We start from the raw sequence: 13,480 nt of genomic DNA on the forward strand, positions 1-13,480 counted from the left end.
TTTCGACCGGAGCAGTTTCGATTTTCCCCCGAAGGTGTTCGCGTCGACCGGAACGGACGAATGTCCTGGCCCAGCCGCGGATCGGAACTGGTTCCAGGTCTCAACCGGGGCGACGAACCGAGAGCAGCCCATACGACGGGGAAGACGCCGGTGACCGGATGGGAGAACGGAAAACGGGGACGACCGGATTGCCCGCCTTCGACTACTCGAGGACGACCAGCGTATCGCCCATGTCGACGCTCTGGTCCTCTTCGACGGGAATCTCCGAGACGGTGCCGCCCCGTTCCGCGACGATGTCGTTTTCCATCTTCATCGCCTCGAGGACGACCAGTACGTCACCGGCGGCGACCTCGTCGCCTTCTTCGACCTCGACGTCGAGGATCGTTCCCTGCATCTCGGCGTCGACGGTCTCGCCGTCGCCGGCGATATCGCTGTCACCGCTGCTTTCGCCGCCGGCAGGCTGTGGCGGACTCGCCTGCTCACCGCCGCTTGCATCGATGTCGCCGGCTGGAATCGCGGGCGCACCGTGTTCCTCGAGTTCGACGTCGAAGCGCTTGCCGTTGACCTCGACGGTGAACTCTCGTTCCACGGTCTCCTCGTCCCCGGCACTGCTTTCGGTCGCCGAGCCCCACTGTTGCTGGGCTTCTTCGATCCGGCTCTGATCCATCTCCTCGTCTAAGTACTTCGTCGTGTGCGTACTCTCGACGAACTCCTCGTCGGTGAGCATCAGCCGGTGGAACGGGATGATCGTCGGAATACCCTCGATGTCGTACTCACGGAGGGCACGCAGCGACCGCTCGATACACTCGTCGCGGTCCTCGCCCCAGACGATCAGCTTCGCGATCATCGAATCGTAGTCGGTGACGAGCTCGTCACCCTGGCGCAGGGCGTCGTCGAGCCGAACGCCGATCCCGCCCGGCGGGTCGTACGTTTCTAGCTGTCCGCCGGTCGCTGGCGCGAACTCCTCGGCCGCGTTTTCGGCGTTGATCCGAAACTCGATCGCGTGGCCGTCGAACCCGACATCGTCCTGCTCGAAGTCGATCTCCTCGCCCGCCGCGATCCGTATCTGGCGTTTGACGATATCGTAGCCGGTGATCTCCTCGGTGACGGTGTGTTCGACCTGAATACGGGTGTTGACCTCGAGGAAGTAGAAGTTCGCGTCGGGTCCCAGCGGTCCATCGCGGCCGGGCTCTTCCTCGACGAGGAACTCGACGGTGCCGGCGTTGGTGTAGTCGGCGGCGGCGACGCCACGGCGGGCGGCCTCGCCGATCTGCTCGCGGAGGTCGTCCGTCAGCGCGGCCGAGGGACCTTCCTCGATGACCTTCTGGTGACGACGCTGCAGCGAGCAGTCCCGTTCACCGAGGTGGCGGACGTTCCCGTGCTCGTCGGCGACGATCTGGACTTCGATGTGTCGTGGGTTCTCGAGGTAGCGCTCGAGGTAGACCGAGTCGTTGTCGAAGTAGGCCTCACCCTCGCGCTTGGCGCTCTCGAGTTGGTCCTCGACCTCCGCTTCGGAGCGAACGACCTTCATGCCGCGGCCGCCGCCGCCACCTTCGGCCTTGATGGCGATGGGGTAGCCGTACTCCTCGCCGAACTCCTTGACCTCCTCGGGTTCGGTGACGGGGTCGGTCGTCCCGGGGACGATCGGTACGTCGGCCTCGTCCATGATCTTCCGGGCCTTGGTCTTCTCGCCGAGCGACTCCATCGCCTCGGCGGAGGGGCCGATCCAGGTGATGCCCTCGGCGTCCTCGACCTTGCTCGCGAACTCGGCGTTCTCGGCGAGGAAGCCATAGCCCGGATGAATAGCGTCGGCATCGGCCTTGCGCGCGGCCTCGATGACGGCCTCGTGATCGAGATAGGAGTCGGCCGCGCGGGCGGGGCCGACGTTGTACGCCTCGTCGGCGTAGCGAACGTGTCCGGCGTTCTTGTCGGCGTCCGAGTAGATCGCGACGGTTCCGACGTTTAGTTCTTCACACGCACGCATCACTCGGACGGCGATTTCACCACGGTTCGCCACCAAGACCTTCCTGAACATTCCTGTGGGAACCGTCGTCGGGCCACTACCTTACTTTTTCGCAACCGGTCGGCGTTCGGACGGGATCGCCGTCGACCTGTCACGGCTCCTACCGTGAGGGTTCGATGATCGTTAGACTCTCGGAGAAGTCTCCATCACCGCTATGCGGGACTCACACATCCTCATCGGAAACTGAGGATGCGTTGCTGGACGTTTTCACCGCGAAACGGAAGGTATAACCGGCCGACGGATCGACGATCGAACAGTTGAAACCGACGGTGGGCCTGGACCGCGGTTCGATTCCGTGGGTCGGTAGTGAGGCGGCCACAGCGGCGGGGGAACACCCGTACCCATCCCGAACACGGAAGTTAAGCCCGCCCGCGTCCCGGCAACTACTGGAGTGGGAGACCCTCTGGGAACGTCGGTTCGCCGCCTCGTCATTCATACGTCGACCTACTGCTATCCAGTAGCGGTGAGTGCGGTTTCGTTACACTGGGCGTTCGGTCTATTACGTGAGTGTGGGAGTGTGTGGTCTCGATTGGTGAACGTTTATGTTCCCCTCCCCGTTCAACAAATCGATCGTCTCAGTCTGTGGTAGCGACGCAACTGCCTACAGCTTCGTGTACAGGTTCTCGAGTTTCGACTGTTGTCGGAGGTGAGAGCTAATGGAACGCGTCCCGCTCGAAGAGTTACCTACTCACTCGGCGTGGGCGAAGTACCTGCTCAAGCGAAATCCTGATCGTGATCCGCCGGAGCAGCCGACCGCCTACACTGGGACCGAAACGTACGAAGGTCTGTACACGGGTCTCCGCGAGTGGTATCACGACGACTCGACACCGGCATCGACCACGGAACTCGTCGAACGAATCCGCGGCCCCGACTCGGAGCGAACGCCCGTCTCCGTGGAAGAAACGCTGTTTCTCTTCGATGCGACCGAGATCGTCAAACGGGAGTATGACATCGTTCAGACCGCACTCGATCCCGTGCTCGGCGGCACCGAGACGGTTCTAGACCTTGGCTGTGGTTGGGGGTGGACACTCGATGCAATCGCCGCCGCGTTTCCCGACGTGTGCGTCGTCGGCGGGGAGTACGTTCCCGCCGGCGTCGAGTTCGCACGCGAGGCCTTCGCTGCCGATCGGGACCGAATCGACGTCGATGAGTTCGACTTTTTCGGTGACTGGGAGCTCGTGACGGAGACCAATGGTGAGTGCATCGTCTTCACCAAGGGCGCGCTCGTGACGCTGCCGGAGACGCAGTCGGTCGTGGACCGACTCACAACGCTCGCTGGCGACGGGCACGTCACAGCAGGAGTCCATCTCGAACAAGTCGGACCACATCCAGAGACCGTCCTCGGGAACCTCCGGCGACGGTACTCGCGAGAACGAGGGTACAGCGACAGTATCCTCGAGCAACTACGAGAAGCGCCGGCGTTGAACGTCGTTGACGTTACCTACGACATCTTCGGGTCGAACCCGCTCCATCCGTTGACTCGGATTCGCTGGGAAGCAATCTGAGCGGGTTCGTGTTGCGGTTCCGCGAAAGAGAACAGTGAGCCGGGCTACTGTGCAGATTCGCCCGCCAGACCACAGGACGACTCGCAGTCGCGCCGGACTGATCACGTGGTCGAATTGGTTTCGGCCTGCTAGAACGAACTGTCTCGACCACGCAGCAGGAAAGCTAGATCCGACAGGACCCGTTGAGTGGCCGTGCCGGTCCTCGACGGTCCTCGAGGGACGCCCGCCGTCAGAACCGATCTGTTCGCCCCGCAGCCGACCACGCGTCGGTCGGCGCGTTGCGGGGGACGCGGACATCTCGAGCCTGCTGGGATCGCATTCGGCCTGCGAAAGCCCATCGCTTCTCGTCCCACGTCTCCTCGTCGTCGGCGGCCGCGGCCGCAGCGGCCAAGGCCCGATCGTGGAGGTGGGCACCGATCGCTGCTACGATCGCCGCCGCTTCCTCGTCGTCGGCGTCGTCGGGCAACTCGAGTGAGACGCCCGTGGGAAGTCCGGCCTCGAGAGACGCCGTCGCCGAGTCCGGCTCGGACTCCGCCGTGTTGGAACTGCCCGACGCCGTGCCGCCGTCGGTCGCGACGGCGGTATCGGTCGCTGCCTCGCGAGAGTGGCGTTGAGTCATATCACAGCGGGATGTTGCCGTGTTTCTTCTCCGGGTTCGATTCGCGCTTGGTCTCGAGCATCTCGAGGTCGTCGATCAGCCGCGGTCGGGTCTCGGTGGGGACGATGACGTCGTCGAGGAAGCCTTTGTCCGTGGCGGTGTAGGGGTTGGCAAACTCCTCGCGGTATTCCTCGATGAGTTCGTCTCTGAGCTCGTCGGGGTTTTCGGCTTCCTGGAGCTCTTCGCGGTAGAGGATGTTGACCGCGCCCTGTGGGCCCATGACGGCGATCTCGGCCGTCGGCCAGGCGTAGTTGACATCGGCACCGAGGTTCTTGGAGGCCATGACACAGTACGCGCCGCCGTAGGCTTTCCGCGTGATGACGGTCAACAGCGGGACGGTCGCCTCGGCGTAGGCGTAGAGAAGCTTCGCGCCGTGGCGAATGATCCCGCGGTGTTCCTGGTCCGTCCCGGGCATGTATCCAGGGACGTCGACGAAGGTGACGATCGGGATGTTAAACGAGTCACAGAAGCGGACGAACCGCGAGCCTTTCATCGAGGCGTCGACGGTGAGCGTGCCGGCGTTGACCCGGGGCTGGTTGGCGACGAGACCGACCGAGCGGCCGTCGAGTCGGCCGAAGCCGACGACGATGTTCTGGGCGAAGTTCTCCGCGACCTCGAAGAACGACCCCTCGTCGACGACCGAATCGATGACGTCGGTCATGTCGTAGGGCTTTTGCGGGCTCGGCGGGACGATCGATTTCAGCTTCTCGTCTCGGCGATCCGGGTCGTCCCACGGGTCGACGCGTGGCGGGTCCTCGACGTTGTTCTGCGGCAGATAGGAGAGGAGCCGCTTGATGTCGTCTAAGGCCTGCTCTTCGCTCTCGCAGGCGAACTGGGCGACCCCGGTCTTGTTCGCGTGGGTCATCGCGCCGCCGAGTTCCTCGTGGGTTACCTCCTCGCCGGTGACGGTTTCGGTGACGCCTGGCCCCGTGATGTACATGTGGCTGGTGTCTTTCACCATGAAGATGAAGTCGGTGATCGAGGGCGAATACACCGCCCCGCCGGCGCAGGGCCCCATGATCGAGGATATCTGTGGGACGACGCCGCTGGCTTCCTGGTTCCGGCGGAAGATTTCGGTGAAGCCGGCCAGGCTCTTGACCCCCTCCTGAATCCGGGCACCGGCGGAGTCGTTGAGGCCGACGATCGGGGCACCGACCTCCATCGCCATGTCCATCACCTTACACACCTTCTCCGCGAACACTTCGCCGAGCGAGCCGCCGAAGACGGTGAAGTCGTGGGCGAAAACGAAGACGGTCCGGCCGTTGACCTCGCCGTAGCCGGTCACCACACCGTCGCCGGGAATCTTGCGCTCTTCCATCCCGAACTGGCTGGTCTGGTGGGTCCGGAGCTGGTCGAACTCCGTGAACGTCCCGTCGTCGAGGAAGTAATCGATCCGCTCGCGGGCGGTCATCTTCCCCTTGTCGTGTTGTTTCTCGATCCGTTCTTGGCCACCGCCCTGGCGTGCTTCCTCTCGTAACTCCTCGAGTTCGTCGATGCGGTCTTCCATCGTCACGGTGGAACCACCCCAGTCGATTGCATACGCCGTTGTGTGATGACCATTATGAAAAGGATTCCGTAACTACATCACGATTAATAACTGTCATATTGACAGATACTACTTCGCTACGAAAAGTTATATATAGGGCCTCTTTTATAGTGGGTGGTATGGCACAACGTGAGACATGGGCCACAAGAACAGGGTTCATCCTGGCTGCGGTCGGGAGCGCAGTCGGGCTGGGAAACATCTGGCGTTTCCCGTTCGCGACGGCCGACGGCGGGGGCGCAGCGTTTCTGGTGATGTACCTCCTGTTTATCGCTCTCATCGGCTTCCCTGCGATGCTCGCCGAGTTCGTCGTCGGGCGCAAGAGCAAGCGTAACCCGGTCGGGGCGCTACAGGAGTACGGCGGCGACGCGTGGCGATACGTTGGCGGTATCTTCGTCTTCATCGGCGTCGTCCTCCTGTCGTACTACAGCGTCATCGCCGGCTGGTTTATCCGGTACTTCCTCGAGGGACTCCGCGGTAGCTACGCCGATCATCTCACCGCCTACAACGGCGAAGCGGCTGCGATGTTCGGCGATTTGACGGTCGGTCTCGACGCGTTCGTGTTGCACACCCTCTTCATGGCGGCGACCGTCGGGATCGTCGCCCTCGGCGTTCGTCAGGGTATCGAACTCGCCGTAAAGGTGATGGTTCCCGCGCTGATCGTCCTGCTGGTCGGTCTCGCCGTGTGGGCGTTCACCTTAGACGGAGCCGGAGGCGGCTACTCGTACTACCTCTCGCCGGAGTTCGGCACCATCGCCGACAACTGGACCACACTGTTGCCGGCCGCCGCAGGACAGGCGTTCTTCACGCTCTCGCTCGGTATGGGCGTGATGATCACGTACGCGTCCTATCTCAGTGAAGACCGTAATCTGGCCACGGACGGGCTCACCATCATCGGGTTCGACACCGGGATCGCGTTCCTGGCTGGTCTGGTCGTCTTCCCGATCTTCTTCTCGGCGGGACTGGAGCCCGGCGAGGGCGGTCCGTCGACGATCTTCATCGGGATGACAGAGGCTTTCGCCGACATTACCGGCGGTCAGCTCCTCGGTCTCGTCTTCTTCGGGACTGTCGTAGTGGCTGCCCTCTCGAGTGCGATCTCCCTGCTCGAGGTGGTCACCGCCTACGCGATCGACGAGAAAGGCATGGAACGGTGGAAAGCAGCCGGCGGAATGGGGCTGTTGATCTACGTGATCGGCATTCCGGTGACGTACGATCTCATCTTCCTCGACCTGTACGACGGCTTCATCGACGCCGTCCTGCTGGTCTTCGGCGCGTTGATGGTGATGATCCTCGTCGGCTGGATCGCACCGAAGGTGGCTGTCAACGAACTCTCGAAGGGGATCGGCGATCTCGGGTCGTTCGATCTGGCCTGGATCTGGGCGATCCGCGTGCCGATCATCATCGTGCTGGTCATCTCGCTGTACCTCGGGGCCGTCGACTACCTCGACATCCTCGCGGACTTCTCCGAGTGGCTGGACACGAACCTGTAGTCAGCCCAGCGCCGTTTCGACCCGTCTTTTTTGGCGATCGATCGCGCCCGATAGCGACGGCCACAGGGGCACGGCTCGAGTCACTCGAGGTCCCACTCCTCGTCGTCTACCCGGACCGATGCCAGTTCGTCACGGTCCCCGAGCAGCCGGAAGGAGAAGCCACGGCCGACGCGGGTGACCTGCAGGTCAAGCGTCGTCACGTCGGCAGTGACTTCCGTGCTGTCTGTCGGGTTCGCATCGCGAGAGTCGGGCGGATGGATCTCGTGGTCGTCGTACTGTACGTGGGTCGACTCCACGATCAGATCGTCGTCGTCGTACACGTCCGCATCGATGCCGCCGGCTTCGATCTCGCGCACCTCGAGCCGGTACGTTTCCAGTGACACGTCCGAACGCTCGAGGAGCGACGGAATGGTGGTTCGGCTTACATGCGCCGGCGACGGGGACGGGGATGGGGACGGGGACAGGGACGGAGACGGAAATGAGGACGAAGACGGCGACGATCACACGTCGGTTTCCGTCGTCTCCTCGTCGGCCTCGATCTGGAGCAGCCGTTCGTAGGCTTCGGGATCTTCCCCCGGCTCGAGCGTCGCCGCCTCGATGCGAGCGATGTCTTTGACCGTTCGCGGCCCGAGGACATCGGGGGCGACGAACCGCGACTCGTAGCCGGCGATTTCTTCGAGTGGTTGCCCGTCCTTCCCGATCGCGAGCAACCCCTCGAGGGCGGACTCGACGGCGACACAGCCACGCTGGCCGTCCCGGGATTCGATCAGCAAGTGGGTCGTCGAGGGAGGAAACGACGCTGCGGCCGCTGCCTTGGTCTCGAGCAGGTCGGGTATCGGAACACCCTGCCAGCGGTCGGTGTAGCGGTCGCCGGTCGAACAGACGATCTCGACCGTTCGCTCCTCGACGGGGATGTCGGCGAGCGTCGCCGCGTCTATCGTCGCCGCGTTCTCCCCGATCAACTGGATCGAATCGGCGAGGGTTGGGTGCGGGTTGGTGTCAGTATCGGTATCAGTGTCCGTACCAGTATCGGTATCAGTGTCGGTGTCAGTATCTACGTCGAAATCGGAACCAGTCATCGGGCCCTCGCTGGAGGATTTACCGCCGACGCTCCTAACGGTTCGTCTCGACTCCCAGAAATCGGGAACCCGTACGGAGATGCAGGCGTCCGCCGGCAAATCAAATCCCGTCGTACGGTCCCAGCCGGGTTCCGTCGAGCAAATACGCCTCCCCGTCGGCGAGCCCGTCGGGAAGGAACGGCGAGAGAAACGACTGCTCGGCCAGGTTCACCCACGTTCCGCCGACCAGATCGTTGAACGCCGGCATCACGATCAACCGTGGCGGCTCCACCCCTTCCGAGAGCCACGTCGACGGGACAGTCGCGTCGTCGGTTCCACACCTCGACGCCGCGTCCCGCTCGTGGTCGGCAAACGCCGCCGGATCTGCACGCCCGCGAAGCCACGCGCGCTCGACGCGGCTCCCGCCGACCTCGTCCTCGAGGCGCACGCACGGGTGTTCGTGACCGAGACAGATCGCCTCGACACCGCTTTCGAGCAGTTCGGGCGCGGGCCAGGTGTGACCGTGACAGACCCCGATCCCGCCGATCCTGATCCCATTCCCGGGAACGACAGTGACCTCCGGCACGTCGGCGTTCGGATCGTCCCGTCGTGGTTCGGTGCCGACGGAGTCGTCATCCCCCAGCCACGTTTCGATCTCCCCGTCGTGGTTCCCCTTGACGACAGTCACCGCGAGCGTGGGTGGAAGCGACTCGACGAGCACCTCGAGTTCGCCCCGTTCGGCACCCCCGGGATCGCCGATCGAGTGCATGAGATCGCCGAGGACGACGAGTCGATCGGGGTCGGTGCGATCGACCAGCGTCTGCAGTCGGTCGCGGCGCTCGTCGGCCCGACTCGGCACGTCGACGCCGCGTTCGTAGCGGAGAGCGGCCTCGTAGCCGGCGTGGTAGTCGGCGACGAGCAGGAGTCGTTCACGCTGTGGTGCGTCGTCGGTGCGCTCCCCGTGCTCGACGGTCGCCGTCGCGGCCGCCTCGCCGGGAACGGGTTCCACGCGGACGCCGGCGGCCCTTTCGCGTGTCGTTCGGTCGCGGACCATGAGCCGCGTTCAGATCGGTTTCAGCGTCTCGTCGTCCGGTTCGTAACACTGCCCGCCCATGAGGGCGTCCTGGATGGCGTCCTCGACTGTCGCTTCCTCGACACCGAGATCGGCGGAGACGGTCTCGACAAGTGCCGATCGATCGGCCCCGTCTCCGTCGTCGAGATCGGCCATGGTGTCGACGACGTACTCCTCGAGGTCGACCTCGTCGGGGTCGATCGATTCGGATGTAGAGTCGGCTTCAGTGTCGGTGTCGGTAGCGGTATCGTCCACGTCAGTCGGCTCTTCGTCCCCGGCGTCAGCCGCGTCCTCGGAGTCGGTCTCGTCGACCGTATCGGGTTCGCCGTCGTCGAGACCGGAAGTGGGTGCAGCGCCCAGATCGTCGTCGACGGACGCCTCGGTTCCGGCGTCCGTCTCGCCCTCGAGTTCCTCCTCGGTGTCCGACTCGGTCTCGCCGGCCTGTTCGAGGTCGTCCGGCTCCGGCACGTCGATCCCCGCTTCGCCCGGCTCCTCGACCTCGGTTCCCGTCGTGAACTCGGCTCCGAACTCTTCCTCGAGTTGCTCGCGCTCTTCCGGGTCCATCTCGTACATACCGCCGTCGTCGTCGATGGACGGCTCGGTCTCGGTCGCGTCCGCTTCGGCCGATTCGGCGTCGGGAGACTGCTCGAGACCGTCGTCGTCGTCGTCGTCGTTGTCGGCCGTCTCGGCCGCGGCGGACGCGGACTCGTCTTCGCGTTCGGTCGGGGCGTGCGCTTCTGACGACGGTTCGGTCGACTCGTCGGCTGGTTCGGCGTCGGACTCGGACTCGAGTTCGGACACCCCGGACGCAGTACCGGCAGGGTCCTCGTCGTCCGACGCGCTCGAGGCTGCCGTCGCGGTCGCGGTCGCGGTACCAGCCGCCGACGCCGTCCCGACGGCCTCGGAATCGGCGTCGGTCTCGGCGTCGACGGGACGGTCGGTCACGTCGGTCGCCCCGTGGTCCGTCCCAGCCGTCTCCCCGCCGACGGCGGACTCGAGAACCGCCGGATCGACGTTAGCGTAACCGGCAAGCGACGCGAACGTCGCCCCGGAGCTCGCGTCGTCGTCCGGCGAGCGCTCGAGCGAGCCGACCTGTTCCCGCTCGCCGGCGACGACCTCGACCGCCTCGACCGCGCGGTCACGGACGGCGGCGAGGTACGACGGCGTCGTCCCGTAGTGCTCGCGGGCCAGCGGAATCCCGGATGCAGTACCCGGATCGACGCCCGCGTCACGCAGCGTCTCAGCCAGCGCCTCGCGGTCCGCGTCGCTGGTCCGGTCAGCCTCCGAAACGGTCGCGTAGGTGCCGATCCGGTCGATCGTGTCCTCGGCTGCACTGACGACCCAGCGGTCGCGGGTGTCGGCGTCGACGGTCGCGATGCTTTCGGGACGGATCGAGGTGTAGACCTCGTCGCCGTCGTCGGGCTCGAACGTCCGTGCTTTGCCGGTCACCGCGACGAACGCCGGCGGATCGATGCTCTCGAGCGCGGCGAGTTCGTCGGGCTGGTACTGGCCGGCGTAGACGACGAACGCGCCGGTAGGGTCGACCACGCGAGCGCGAACCATCTCGTCGTTGACGGCCGTCACCTCGGTGAGCGTTCCGACGACGAACAGGCGGTTGAGTCGGGCCCCCGTCGGCGAGACGACGTAGTTGGGCGCACGCTCCTCGTCGCTCTCGGCGTAGGAGACCGAGGCGTCGTCGTACTCGGCCGCGAACAGTCGATAGGCGATTTCCCGACCCGGTACCTCGACGTTCTCGTCGGTCGCGCTCATGCCGTCACCTCCTCGCCGTCGTCAGCCTCAGTATCGATCGACTCGAGGAACGCGTGGGCCCGCCGTTCGGGGTCGTCGTCGCTTTCCGCGAACGTCTCGGCGTCTAGGTTGGCACCGTACTCGTCGACCGAGAGGTGTCCTCGCACGCGGTACTCGCGGCCGACGATCCGCTCGTGGATCCGGTCGGCGACGACTTCCTGATCCATCGCTTCGCGGGCCTGCTCGAGGGCATCCTCGAGCGTGCCGCCGTAGACCTGCTCGGTGAGTTCGTCGTCGAGGACCGCGGTGAGGGTGCCGGTGCCGTCGTCGAGGATCGCCTTCACACGGAGGTCGTCGATCCCCTCGACATCGCCGTGGGTTCGACACTGGCCTTTCTGGACGACGCGGTAACACTCGGGACAACGCTGGATGAGCCCGGAGCCGTCCCGCACTGCGATCACGTTGCCGACGACCTCGACGTCGTAGATGCCGCCGGTCCTGACGGCCTCGCCGACGTCCATCGTCGTCGCGTCCGCGCCGACCTCGATCTCGCGGTCGAGGTCCGTCACCGTCGAGAACTCCGAGACGTTGACCTCGGGGACGCCCCGGAACTCCTGAACGTAGGCGTTCTCGATCCGGACGGTGTTGCCCTCCTCGATTTCGGGTGCCGGGTCCCAGTTGGTAAACGGCAGGCGACCGCTCTCGTCGCCGAAGACGCCGCTCAGAATTTCGGTCTCGCCGTCGCGGCCGTCGATGGTGCGACGCTCACACTCGAGGACGGCGACCTCGATGGAGACTGCACGATCACCGGTCTGGAGGTCGGCGAGGTCGGCGTCACCACCGATCTCGGCGGACACCTCGAGCGACTCCGTCTCGGCGGACACCTCGAGCGACTCCGTCTCGACGGACAGCGACGTGCTCTCGCCGAGGTTGAGTTCGGGCTCGCCGTCCCACTCGCGAACGGAGGCGTTGCCCGCAGTGATCGTATCGCCCGGCGAGAGGCCGAAATCCTCCCAGGACGTGTAGTCGACGACGCCGGTCTCGTCGGCGAGTCGCCCCTCGACGATGACGTGGTCGTCGCCCTGATAGCGGATCGACCGCTTGCCGGCCGTGAGGACGACGCCAGTCACCGTGACGCTCCCGTCGTCGGGCGAGACTTCGGCGATGTCTTTCGATTCGGGCGTCCCGCTACCGCCGGAGCCGTCGCCGTACTTCCGGCGAAGGCTGCCTTTGGCTTCGTCGATCGGAACGCTGTACTCCACCAGGTTTTGCAGGTCGGACTTGACCTCCTCTTTGTCGACACCGAGGTCGGAGGCGAGTTCCTCGGCATGCGCTTCGAGTTCCATTCGATCCCATTTCGAGCGGCTGATTGAAAAGCGTTCCCGGAGCCGGGTACATCGCCTCGGGGTCAGGTGGTTCGAGACGCCAAGGCGTCTCGTCATCACGGACGATCGAAGCTCTTCCGAACGACCCCGAGGCTTTCGCGTGGACTCCGGTTCTATGCCTCAACCGGGGCAGGGGCAGGGGGTCGTACTCCCCGCTCACGTTCAACGTCCCGCGATCTGCTCACGGGCGCACAGTGCCCATTTACATGGTATGCGGGACCCGGTCCCGCACTACTCAAGCGCACATCTACGGGTACGCCTCTATCGCCTGCATTTTGCCGACGACGAGACGCTTCGCGTCTCGTTTGCACACCAGAAATCTCCGATTCTTGGCAACGGCGTTGTAGTCGGCGTAGGTCTCGTACCTGCAGCTTTGACACTCGAACGACTCTCCTGACCGATTGTCGTCGTGAGGAAACCCACAGGTGAAAGTGACCAACGACGGGCTGTACGAGCGGAACTGTTACTCGGGACCGACCGCTGCCGGCGGCTCGACACCCCGCCTCGAGGGAGTCAGGCCGTCGTGAAGCGGCGACGCCAGCCACAGAAGGTAGATCACGAGTACCGTCGTCCCTGCGGTCAGGAGAAACGCCGTGACCGACGAGGTCGCCGGCAACACCTCGAGTGTCGAGAGTCCGAAGCCGCCGCCGAACAGCGACAGTAGCGTCCAGCTGCTGAACTCCGGAAGTCGGGAGACGATCACGTCCCGGTAGTACACCGCGTAGAGAAAGCCGGCGAAGAGCCCGAGTCCTGCCGCCCCCCAGGGTCGGAACTGGGCAGCCGTTCCAGTGACACCACTCGTCGGTGCCGACCACGGAAGCGCGATACCGGACCGGAGAGAAACGAGCCAGGCGAACACGGGGATACCGACGACGAGCACCAGCAATTCCGCCGGCCGGCCGTCCGGTGTCGTCCACTCGCCGTCCTCGCGGAACCACTCGAGAGGCGACTCGGCCATGTCCTTTATTCGGCACCCTGACATTTGAACGTTCCTGAT

Annotated in this window: 11 protein-coding genes, 1 rRNA gene and 1 pseudogene; 3 read left to right on the forward strand and 10 right to left on the reverse strand. The window is 64.6% G+C overall.

Going from position 1 to position 13,480, the window contains the following annotated elements:
- Positions 1 to 202: 202 nt before the first annotated feature.
- Positions 203 to 2,035: an acetyl-CoA carboxylase biotin carboxylase subunit gene (locus C446_RS08335; protein WP_006672650.1), complete on the reverse strand. Its 1,833-nt coding sequence runs from the start codon at positions 2,033 to 2,035 to the stop codon at positions 203 to 205.
- A 295-nt stretch (positions 2,036 to 2,330) separates the two neighbouring features.
- Here C446_RS08335 and rrf point away from each other — a divergent pair.
- Both rrf and C446_RS19515 read left to right on the forward strand, forming a co-directional pair.
- Positions 2,331 to 2,452 (forward strand): 5S ribosomal RNA (gene rrf, locus C446_RS08340).
- Between the two features lie 227 nt (positions 2,453 to 2,679).
- Positions 2,680 to 3,528: a class I SAM-dependent methyltransferase gene (locus tag C446_RS19515; protein ID WP_006672651.1), complete on the forward strand. Its 849-nt coding sequence runs from the start codon at positions 2,680 to 2,682 to the stop codon at positions 3,526 to 3,528.
- Between the two features lie 229 nt (positions 3,529 to 3,757).
- Here the strand turns inward: C446_RS19515 and C446_RS19990 are convergent, their stop codons facing one another.
- Positions 3,758 to 4,147, reverse strand: coding sequence for a hypothetical protein (locus C446_RS19990; RefSeq protein WP_006672652.1), 390 nt, complete (start codon positions 4,145 to 4,147; stop codon positions 3,758 to 3,760).
- A gap of 1 nt (position 4,148) precedes the next feature.
- A complete protein-coding gene (locus C446_RS08355) occupies positions 4,149 to 5,693 on the reverse strand; it encodes an acyl-CoA carboxylase subunit beta (protein ID WP_006672653.1) in 1,545 nt (514 codons plus the stop codon).
- A 158-nt stretch (positions 5,694 to 5,851) separates the two neighbouring features.
- On the opposite strand from C446_RS08355, the gene C446_RS08360 reads away from it, so the two are divergent.
- On the forward strand, positions 5,852 to 7,219 hold the full coding sequence (locus C446_RS08360) for a sodium-dependent transporter (RefSeq protein ID WP_006672654.1): 1,368 nt from the start codon (positions 5,852 to 5,854) through the stop codon (positions 7,217 to 7,219).
- A gap of 80 nt (positions 7,220 to 7,299) precedes the next feature.
- On the opposite strand, the gene C446_RS08365 is transcribed toward C446_RS08360, so the two are convergent.
- From C446_RS08365 to C446_RS08390, 7 genes and pseudogenes are all read right to left on the reverse strand, one after another.
- The gene (locus tag C446_RS08365) at positions 7,300 to 7,602 is read right to left on the reverse strand and encodes a hypothetical protein (protein ID WP_006672655.1); all 303 of its coding nucleotides are present in this window, start codon (positions 7,600 to 7,602) and stop codon (positions 7,300 to 7,302) included.
- Positions 7,603 to 7,719: 117 nt separating this feature from the next.
- Entirely contained in the window at positions 7,720 to 8,298 is a 579-nt protein-coding gene (locus tag C446_RS08370) for a molybdopterin-dependent oxidoreductase (protein WP_006672656.1), read from the reverse strand.
- A gap of 100 nt (positions 8,299 to 8,398) precedes the next feature.
- Positions 8,399 to 9,331 carry a metallophosphoesterase gene (locus C446_RS08375; RefSeq protein ID WP_006672657.1) on the reverse strand — a complete coding sequence of 311 codons (933 nt, stop codon included), beginning with the start codon at positions 9,329 to 9,331 and terminating at the stop codon, positions 8,399 to 8,401.
- Positions 9,332 to 9,340: 9 nt separating this feature from the next.
- On the reverse strand, positions 9,341 to 11,119 hold the full coding sequence (locus tag C446_RS08380) for a hypothetical protein (protein ID WP_006672658.1): 1,779 nt from the start codon (positions 11,117 to 11,119) through the stop codon (positions 9,341 to 9,343).
- Positions 11,116 to 12,444, reverse strand: coding sequence for a Single-stranded DNA binding protein (locus C446_RS08385; RefSeq protein WP_006672659.1), 1,329 nt, complete (start codon positions 12,442 to 12,444; stop codon positions 11,116 to 11,118). Before C446_RS08385 ends, C446_RS08380 begins: the two co-directional genes overlap by 4 nt.
- A 272-nt stretch (positions 12,445 to 12,716) precedes the next feature.
- A pseudogene (locus C446_RS20590) lies at positions 12,717 to 12,910 on the reverse strand (hypothetical protein); the annotation flags it as partial.
- A gap of 36 nt (positions 12,911 to 12,946) precedes the next feature.
- Positions 12,947 to 13,441: a hypothetical protein gene (locus tag C446_RS08390; RefSeq protein ID WP_006672660.1), complete on the reverse strand. Its 495-nt coding sequence runs from the start codon at positions 13,439 to 13,441 to the stop codon at positions 12,947 to 12,949.
- Positions 13,442 to 13,480: the final 39 nt, after the last annotated feature.

Source organism: Halobiforma nitratireducens JCM 10879, assembly GCF_000337895.1.
Lineage (GTDB): Archaea > Halobacteriota > Halobacteria > Halobacteriales > Natrialbaceae > Natronobacterium > Natronobacterium nitratireducens.